The 9,760-nt window shown below is 41.0% G+C and carries 4 protein-coding genes; 1 reads left to right on the top strand and 3 read right to left on the bottom strand.

Annotation, left to right across the window (positions count from 1 at the left end; all coding sequences use genetic code 11):
- Positions 1-37: 37 nt before the first annotated feature.
- The 3 genes from J8M00_RS16105 to J8M00_RS16095 are packed head-to-tail and all read right to left on the bottom strand — an operon-like array spanning position 38 to position 8,207.
- Positions 38-949 carry a hypothetical protein gene (locus J8M00_RS16105; RefSeq protein ID WP_211011566.1) on the bottom strand — a complete coding sequence of 304 codons (912 nt, stop codon included), beginning with the start codon at positions 947-949 and terminating at the stop codon, positions 38-40.
- Positions 946-5,151 (bottom strand): DUF637 domain-containing protein, encoded by a 4,206-nt coding sequence (locus J8M00_RS16100; protein ID WP_211011565.1) that lies wholly within the window; start codon positions 5,149-5,151, stop codon positions 946-948. The genes J8M00_RS16105 and J8M00_RS16100 overlap by 4 nt, the downstream gene beginning before the upstream one ends.
- 17 nt (positions 5,152-5,168) lie before the next feature.
- On the bottom strand, positions 5,169-8,207 hold the full coding sequence (locus tag J8M00_RS16095) for an S-layer family protein (protein ID WP_211011564.1): 3,039 nt from the start codon (positions 8,205-8,207) through the stop codon (positions 5,169-5,171).
- Positions 8,208-8,737: 530 nt separating this feature from the next.
- Here J8M00_RS16095 and J8M00_RS16090 point away from each other — a divergent pair.
- Complete coding sequence (locus J8M00_RS16090) at positions 8,738-9,643, top strand: hypothetical protein (RefSeq protein ID WP_211011563.1); 906 nt, start codon at positions 8,738-8,740, stop codon at positions 9,641-9,643.
- Positions 9,644-9,760: the final 117 nt, after the last annotated feature.

The following is a 9,760-nucleotide window of genomic DNA, read 5'->3' as shown; positions in this document are numbered from 1 at the left end:
AATACCCTAACTTTATGGCTGCCCGATGTTGCTGAACTTAAGAGCTATATATAATTAGCTCAATATGTGGGCATTGCTGGGTAATAAATGATGTTAAACTTTCTCTGTCTTGCTCCTCTAGAGAACCAAACACCTCGAGCCTATTCACATTATGTTTGGAGGCATATTGGATCAGGCTTAGGTACTCACTTGAAAAGTCACTTATTGCGAGTTCTGCTGGTTGAAGTTCCTTTATTAGCTGCTTGATTACAGGCTCATGAGCCCACAGCTGTTTACAGAAATTTATGTTAAATGTATCAATAGGACCTGAATTCAGTTGACGAACCTGCTTCAGAGCTGGGAAGTAGGGACATGTGAAGTTCTCACTGTTTTCCAGTACTTTGTTGAAATCACCGGTAATTGTAAAAAAACTGATGCTAAAATCTTCATTTAATCTGAATGAAATACGGCCTTTCATTTCGCCTTTGGTGCTTTCAATTCCTGTATTCCAATATTCTAGTTGGCCATTTGAATCCCATCCGTGCATTTCATCTATGCAGAGCTGCTCATTCACGATTGTTTCTATTTGTAGTTCATGTAACGCAGTTGAATTGTAGTGAAAGTGTGTGTTTTCACGGTTCATACCACGTATAAAAACATCTTCGCTTGATACTCTATCTTTTGGATAAATACCGTATATGATCCCAGTATACTTCTCTCCATTTAAATACATGGGCTCATCTGTGGTGCAATCAACCAAGTCATCTAGTATGGCATGTGTTGTTTTATTTAAATAAGGCGGTTCATAATCGCATTCCTTAACGCCATCTTTATACATATGCCGGCTGGTTACGACCCCGTCGGTATGGCTAATCGCCATACCAGTAAATAGGGTATTGTGATAGTAATAGCGCTGTTGCTTTAGCTCTAAAGCCTCAAAAAGCACCATTAATAACCCGTTTGTATTCATTGTCCCGCCTTGTATTTGTCCATATCCGTTAAGATCTCTAAGCCTTTAAGGATCCCACTGCAATTTTGACAAGCTGTAAAGGGCTTGCCTACCCCATCTCCTTTAAGCTTAAAAGTTGCGATAGAGATTTTAGTTAAATCCGTGCTCACATTATTTAGATACCAGTTTACAGCTCTAACCTCTGCGTGCAACCCAGGCGATCCCGCCGATCCAGTTGGTATGGGTATGTTATTGGCGTTTGTATAATTCAAATAGTCTGAGATACGTTGTCTCATGATAGGGTGAAGTGGCTCGACATTAGTAGCAGTGTAAAGATCTTTAGCTATATGTTTCAAGTACTTGTCCACATCTTTAATCGCTATTGATTTGTCTACTTCCACCCACTCAGCATAACCGTTTTTAACTAGACTGGATACTTTACTCGGGTTGCCGGTAAAATTATAAAAAAGCGGCGACTCCGAGCCTTGTTTACCTGCTTCAAAAAATTGTGAAATAGCTGTTCTGTTTTTCACCTCTGGTTTTCTTCCATCGCCAATCTCAAGCAGGACTTTAGTTTTTTCACGCAGTGCTTCAACAAAATTGAGTTTGTCTCTTTCGACTCCTTCAGAGACTACCCGTGTTGCTACATTTCGCGTTATAGTCTCTGCCGCTTGGGAAGCCGAAACGGCCACATAGCGAGATGCGCCTGCAAAGGGAGCGATTGCGTCTATAATTCTCCAATCTTCTAGTGCATCGGCGCGTTTATTTCTAAATATTTCTCTAAGCGTTTCTGCACCTTGGACATTATCATAGGCTGGGCCAATTACATGGTAGTAGGCTTTGTTGAATGCTTCCCATGGACCCTTAGTAATGGCTTCACGACCAAGTGAGCGCCAGTTATATCTAAGTATTTGTCCATCAGTGTTAGAAAAGCTCTCTACTACTGCATTGCCATATGTTTCGATGAGTTTGGCTTTTTGCTCAGGCGTGCCTACACTCAGTGTTTCTAAAATTGCGATTTCTTGTAATAACAGAAGATCTCTACCAGAGATATTGGCAGGGGCTATGGAGGGATCGTTATAAGCAGAAGGGAGTAGGATATTTTCTTTTTTTATATCTTCAACTTTATAGCCATGAATTTGTGCAGATTGAAGTATGTGATGCTCATCAAGCACGGCAAGCAGAGCGGTTGCTTGCTGATACTGAGGTGACATTTCTCTCATGAGGCTTGAGTAAGTGACATTGCCACCTTGCTCCGCAGCTCTTGAGATAACTTCACTACTGCCTTTTGCTACAAAAGCAGTAAGGCCTGCCACTAAGCGTGAAATATCCGCTCCGGCTTCTTGTAACTGTCTAATCTCAGATGTGGCAACTTTAAATCGGTTCCACTGGGATAGTTCAGCCGCAGAGACTTTGTGCGTATTTAAGAAGTAGTTTAACTCTTTGTCAGACAGAGTTGATGGGTCTACACCTACGTGCTTTTCAAGCCAAGCTGCGATATCCTCACCTTGCTTCGTGAGTTTATCAACTCGGTGATCGTATCGACTCGCAACAAATTTAGCCGCTACAGAGCCTGATGCACCTGCTAGGCATTGCTGAGAGCTATTACCATGTGTTGAAGAGACGTTTGCAAGCAAGCATCCGGTCGCGGCATGCGCTATATACTTCGACGCTTCTGAAATATCGAAACTTTCAATTTGGCTGGTAATGCCACGCCCTAATGCGCTAACAGCACCACTGCGCAACCCGGCTACAAATGAGTCAGTTAAAGTACCAAAGTTGCCCCCTTGAATCACTGTTTCAATGCCCGCTCTAGCTGCTGAATCAGCGACAATTTGCAGCGCTTGGTTTCCGACAGATGCAAGTGCTTGTGCTGAAGCACTGGCAATATTAGGGTCTACTTCAAAGAAGCTGATAGCATCTATGTCTTTTAAGACGCCAGCTGTTGCCATCGAAATTGCCAATGAGCGTAAATTATCACTATCTACAATTGACTTGATTGCGCCATCTATGCCTTCGCCATTGGCAAGGCTTGTCACAGCTTGAGTCGTTAAGGTCGCTGCACCCGCTGACAATGCTGCCGCTGAAAATGTACCTTGTCCAACAGCGGTTGCGATTGCGCCTTTAGAACCAATCCACCCTGCACCTTGAGGCCCCATTGCAACTGATACTGCAATAGCAACAATTGCCATTGCTGCCGGGCTGAGTGTGCTTGTTTTTTCATGTATGTGGATCTTTTCTAGCTTGTGATAGACCACATCGAGTAGGTTATTACATTGCTGGAAGTCAGGGTCATGCCTCATTGCCTCATAGGCATAAGCATTGAAGTCCCCAGGCGCTTGATGAGATGACGTTGAAGGGCAGTTATATCTGGGATCATTATAGATATCAGCCATCCAGCTTAAACTATCAGAGCCTGCAAACTGATTAACAACGTGAGAAATATCCTCCCCTTCATACTGTCCAAGTTCGAGGGTTAACCCATGGGTGGCGTGAACTTTTACTCCGCCAATTATTTCATTGTAGACTGCGGTATCGACCTGATCTTGCTTGGTCTCAGTCTTGATCTTCCACGTGCCTTTTTTAACTTTGTTGTAGAAGTATTCTTTTTGCTGTATTGCGAGCAGTAAGTTTATTCTACCATCAGGGGCTTCGATAGATGTGCCTGTACCAGACTTGATCTTTGTTGCTTTTAGAGTGATATCACCTAAGTGAGAGGCTATTTTTACACTTTTCCCTGCTTCTAATGCAGAGTGAATGGCCATGGTCTGAAGTTGCTGCTCTTGTTCAGTGGTTTTACCCCACTTGCGATTATAGCTACTGCTTTGCTCACCTAATTCATTGAGAATATAAACACCATTTTGACCAAGAATATCAATGATACCTTTATCAGCGTGTAACTCTGATGCCTTGATTTCAATTACGCCAGCAGCGTAGAGGCTAATGTTATCTCGGGCTGACAAAATAGACTGGACATAGCTAATGCCTTTTTCGTTTTTTTGGCCTCCTTTGATTTTAAAGCTTGCAGCGTTTTCTAGCTTTGCAGCTCCGATATAAATGCTACCGTTACTATTAAGCTTTATACTACCGCCAGCTGCATTTGCAGTTGCTCCTTCAAATACCATATTTCCATATGTATTTATTGAGATACTGCCACCTGCATTAATTGAAGCGACTGTACCTAAATGATCTTCATAGCCGTGAGCAGACCTAAATCTATGAACAAACGTTTTTTGTTCGTAGTTTCCTGCAACTATCTTTACATTTCGCGCGGCATTGATTTGACCATAGTTATACAGAGTGCCTGAAGCCACGCCTTTGATATTTCCGCGACCGTCTTCGATGTAACTGACACCAGCATAAATGTTTGAAGCGCCGCTACTTAAGGTGATGCTGGATTTTGAGCCAATGACTAAATCATTGATAGTGCTAAAGGAAGCGTCTCGCTGAATTTTTAAATCAGCGTTTGAGATAGAGGCTGATTTAAATGAAGCATTGGACTTTCTAAATTCAACGGTATGTGTGCCATCGATACTTTGCGCGTCAACAACACTGGTACGCAGATGAACAACAGGTACTAAAACATAGTTGCCAGCGATATTACGTGATTCAGGCCAGATAAAATCAATGTTAAGTGTATCGGCAATATCACTTGGCAACGGCGCACCAAACATATGAGTAAATGAGGAGCGTTTTGCAACCGTCATCGCATTTACATATAACTGATTGATTTGTTGCTGTTCACTGGTAAAGGTGTCTTTGTAATAGGTTCGGCCTATCAGACGTTTGATTTGTGAGCCAATTAACTTCTTTTGTACAAAGTTATCACCAACTTGCTTCTGCAGCGGATAAGTTGTTCTTTTTTTCGGCACGAAGAAGGTAATATTGCCAGTGATTGGAATATAGTCGACTGACTTTATGTTGGGCAGGCGATATATTGCTGAGGTCTTTAATTTACTGTGAAACTCGGCAATACTCTGGTTGCCATATGCACTGGACGGCTTTGGTATGTAACTAGATCTTTGGTACAAATAATCGCTAACCACAGATCTTATAAACATTTGTTCTGAAGTTAAGTCATGTTGTACTTGTTCGTTAGAAACGCTTGTCAATGCTGACGCTACACTTGGCAGTGTGAGTTGCAGCATCATAAATAACGTCAACCCATAACTGGTGGCTTTGTGCCATAGGGAGCGTTTTATGTTTTCCATAGATGTATTCATTATTATTTTCCCTTTACTTACTCTAGCTCACAGCCTTCACATGGAGGCTTAGGTTCAACGTCACCGCCGCCGCCGCCGCCACCGCCGCCACCGCCGCCGCCACTGCTACCGCCACCGACGTAATCCACAGTTTTTTCCGTCCATTCGCTGAAAGTTCCGCAATATTCAATATTTTGATATTTGGTGCATGCTTTGACTCTAAATTTGACTTTGCCATCCGTTTTTTTGGTAAATGCACGCCAGCTTGTTGCGGTACGTACTGGTGAATTGCTTAAATCAGTCTCTAAAATGTAGCTGTGATGCGGTACTAGTACATCGCTCCAATTGAATACAAGTCGACCTGTTTTATTGTCGTAAGATATTGTTTTGTATCCTGGAGTGGGAGGGGATGGAACCTTTAAGTCGTTGTAGGCAATCACTTTACTGTACTCTCGGTAAGGATTGTAATTTACCAAATCCACATGTGGGTTTTTTAGGGCTGTAGTTTTAAAGAAGTGGCGGAAGTATTTTACTTCTAGATCGACAGTACCACTTGAATTAATCGTTGGCGTGAAGAAAGCGTTTGAATAGACGTTGCCCCAATAACCCCGCACGATTCGGACATCTGGAAAACCTTCGGCATCTTTGTAGGTTTGTTCCATTTGAGCACCTCTATTGTATCTACCCATGTAGATTTTAATTAGCTCACCTAACTGCTTCGCTGTATGGGCTGTGCCTGGTATCGGACGGTGCGCGGCAGCTTCTTCCAAAATCTCTGAAAATGGTTTGCTATATTCTTCTGGTACACAGCGCTTGTTACCGAAAGTTTCACCATCTTGCAAGATACTGAGTCTACACTCATAAATAGTAATGATGAGGTGTCTAGCTGAAGTCGTTTTTTGTTCCGCTACGTTGTAATAGAACATCTTCCCGTGTTCTGGATGAAATTCTTCACCGCCGAAAGCTGCTTTTTTCTCTGCAATGAATTTTTCTTTGAACCACTTGATGTCGGCGTCGATAGTTGCTTCAAGCTGTAAGTTGGTTTGAACTAAAAAGTCTGTACTTAGTCCATTCACATCATCCAAAAACGAAGTAAATGTGGTCTGCGTATAGTTTTCTTCGTAGTTTGAAATATTACATGCATTGGTGATACATGCTGGAGTTAGTCCTTCTTGATACTCGGATGAAGCGGAGATTGCGATGGAGCCGAAGGTGGTGTTGTAAAAGTTAGAGCGGCCATGAATTTGTAAAAAACTTGCAAGGTTAGTGAAAGTTGTCGCTGCGTTGCTATTTAGAGGAGAGTGATTAAATTCGCCAAAGCTGTATAGCGCCGCCATAGGTGAAATAGCATCGACATGTGCCGATGCAGTTACTGCCAGTGGACTCTTAACAGCGTGTTTTTCATTGGTGCTATCATGCTGCTTTTGGTGGAATACATAACCTTTTGAATCGAATCTGTAACGCTCATTTTGTAGTTTTGGCGTGTTAATAGTGAATTCACCAGAGCTTTCAAGACCAAGTATGGCACTGCTGTTTAATACGTAAGTACTGCTATATAGCTTTAGAGTGTGCTGCGCGGTTATACTTACTTGCCGAGATTTTCCGTAGTCTAAACTAACTTTTCCTGGCCACGCTGCATCCCCCCGCTCTTTATAATAAGGGTTAATGTTTTCCAGTATGTTTGCTTTGATATTTAAGTGAGTTGCACTGATATGCGCAGGTCGACTAGCAATGAGTTGTTGGCTCGTAAATTGTGAAAACTGATTACTATTAAAAATGCCGTATTTTTCTGCAGGCTCTAAACCATCTTTAATGGTTAACGCTGTATGTTTTTTTATCGTAGGAGTAGATGCATTGCGTGAGCCATTAATAAAGTAGTCAGTATCAAATGACACGTTGTAACCAAGTATACTGCCACCAAGGTGGTTAAATACTGCATCACTTGCGTGCACGCGTAATGTGTTGCCTGCTAGTTTATTACGGTTATCAATTGCTTTTGCACTAAGCTCAAAATTACCAGATATTTCAAATGTGCCAGTGTTTTGAAGTTCGTCATTAATGGTAATTTCAGCGTTGTGGCCCTTAATTGTCCCGCTATTATATAGCCTAGTGGCTTGCAGATTTACTCCGGTATCAGACAGCACAGAACCTTTATTGTTTATTGTGCCTAGGGTTGGTGTTTGGCTGACCGTAACAATATCTATATTACCAGTCGGCGCGAAGAAATCGTCACCTATATGGCTTGTTGCCATAATATCTGATTGTGTTGTGAGTTTGGCACCTGAATTTATCGTGACAGGCCTAGCACTGACTATAGAAACACCTGCACCGTGAATTGTTCCTGAAAAAGTATTTGAGCTGAGTGAGACCTGTTTCGCGTCAATAATTTCGTGCGTGTTGTAATTAACCGTCATTCGACCAATGAAAAAGTTGAATCCGCCACTAACTCCAATTAGCCCTGAATTACTAAGCTGATGTTGTGAACCGTGCGCGCTGGCTCTGAAAGTTGAACTAATATTTCCAGTGGTTGAAACGTATTGGGCGTGTGTTTCAATAGACGCCGCATCTGGTGCAGATAAGTTGTTTAGGGCTATCTGGCCTGCATTCCGATTCGTTAAATTGCCGAGGCTGCTCATGTGCTTAGAATAGCCTGTTGAGCTACTTGCTACAGCGAGCGTGATCCTAGGGTAGCCTTTAAATGAACAATTATTGCAACTAATTGAACCATTATCGGAATCAACGATAAATACTATGTTTGCAGCAATGTCTCCTGAGGCAAACACAAGTTCGTTTCTTAATAACAAACTATTAGCATGGATCACTATTGTTTTTAGTTTATTTCCTGTGTTTGAATTAGCTAACCCATTTGAATCAAGCATCAGGATAGGTTTATCTACAATAAAATTTGTAAATCGATTATATGAAATACCATGTTGATTTGGTGGGGCAATGATGAGTTTATCTTTATCACCGCGTAGAAAATGTATATTGCTATCAGAAGTGGTCAGGCTAGAGGCACTGACCAAAAAGCTCGGACCAAGCAATAAAATTAGTAACGTTATTTGGACTAGTTTCATTAATTACTCAATAGCTTTTTTAAAGCTTATGTTAAGAAGTAGATTAGGGAAGGGATATAATTAGAAAATTTATTCATCCACACTCTCTTATCCTTGATGTTTTATTTTTCATGAAATTTAATTGGATATTTTATAATAAATGGAAAAATAGACATTGGATAAGCCAAAGTGGATTGTGTACTTCCCTGATATTTAAAAATATGCCAGAAAAAATTCTTATGTATGTTTCGCTTTGGTTAAACTCCTTTTAACTTGCGTTTTTTATTTTGTTATACTTTATTGGTTGTGTTTATTTTTTTCAAGATGTAAGTTGAGTGGTTTTAGCGATATTAATATTTTTATTTTCTGTTTCTTTAAATCTGTGTTTGTTGGTGGGTAGAAATATTAACATTTAATTTTTGTGAGTTGTTTAGAGTAACTTCGCAAACTAAAATATGATATTGATTGGTAAAGATAGATAAAAATCATTATCTTTTTATTGGGGTTTAGTTGTTACGTGATTTCAATTAAATTGATAACTACTAGGATGAATGTTGAAGTTAAACGTGGAAAATAAAAAAATAGAGTTAATGGCATTAATGTATGCCACCGTCAATGATATGCGTGAAGCGAACTGGCTAAGAGATCCTCAATATGGTAGCCCAACAACTTTGGCAGAAGAAGGCGCTTTATATAATAAGTATCAGGAGCTGCTTGGCGAATTAATAAAGTTAAACGCTGACTATGTTAACGAGGATATCCATATAGTTAATCAATATGGTGAAAGTTTGTCTTTTGCGCAGGCTCAAGAGGTGATAAACATTAAAATTAACGCTTTTGAAAGCGGTAACAAAAAGCGTCGACAGATACAGACGAAGATGCTTGAACAGCAGCGGTTGGAGCAAGAAGCCATCAAAGCCAAGCGATTGGAAGAAGATGAAATAAAACATCAACAGCAGCAACTAGCAGAATTAAAGCAATCGCTTGCACCATGGCGATGTATTGCGCCAAAGACCGCCGTCTATGAATCACCATCTCAAAAGCATCAGCGTATGCAATCACAGGCTGAGGAATTTGGCTTTAGGTCTTATCTTGATAGCTTTCGCGAAGTGTATCAAGCGTTGCAACTTGGTACGCCACTGGTTGAGTTGAAGCGATACACAGTGATCCCTGAAGAAGACGGCGAACTGTTTTCCCTACTTTGTATTGTTGATGATTTTGCGATTTATCAAGGGACAGAGCGAAATATTGCTGCAGGATCGAAATTCACCCGGCTGATTGCATTAGAGTGTGAAGCAACACAGGTGTACGAGCGTTATAGCATGCTGCCCAAAGGGTTCTTTTCATTGCAAGGAAAAACACGCTTTGCGGTTAAACTGGCGACGGACTTGGCATTTCAACTGATTAATGCCGAGCAGGAGGTATTGATATATAAACATCTTGGAACCACTCAGTAAATTATCAACCATATCTTTATATAAAGCGCATATTTTTCTCTCGTTTGTACGTTACCATATTTTGTCCTTGTTTACATTGTAGGGACGTGGTAGCGTGCCCCCTCTTTTGAACTGCTA

Origin of the sequence: Pseudoalteromonas luteoviolacea (assembly GCF_018100925.1) — a bacterium.
Classification (GTDB): Bacteria; Pseudomonadota; Gammaproteobacteria; order Enterobacterales; family Alteromonadaceae; genus Pseudoalteromonas; species Pseudoalteromonas obscura.
The sequence above is the reverse complement of the archived record's forward strand: the minus strand, read 5'-3'. Positions and strand labels throughout refer to the sequence as shown.

Bases quoted from the DNA above. Each gene is read 5' to 3' on its own strand.
- J8M00_RS16105 (WP_211011566.1), bottom strand. From the start codon at position 949: ATGAATACAAACGGGTTATTAATGGTGCTTTTTGAGGCTTTAGAGCTA.
- J8M00_RS16100 (WP_211011565.1), bottom strand. From the start codon at position 5,151: ATGAATACATCTATGGAAAACATAAAACGCTCCCTATGGCACAAAGCC.
- J8M00_RS16095 (WP_211011564.1), bottom strand. From the start codon at position 8,207: ATGAAACTAGTCCAAATAACGTTACTAATTTTATTGCTTGGTCCGAGC.
- J8M00_RS16090 (WP_211011563.1), top strand. From the start codon at position 8,738: ATGTTGAAGTTAAACGTGGAAAATAAAAAAATAGAGTTAATGGCATTA.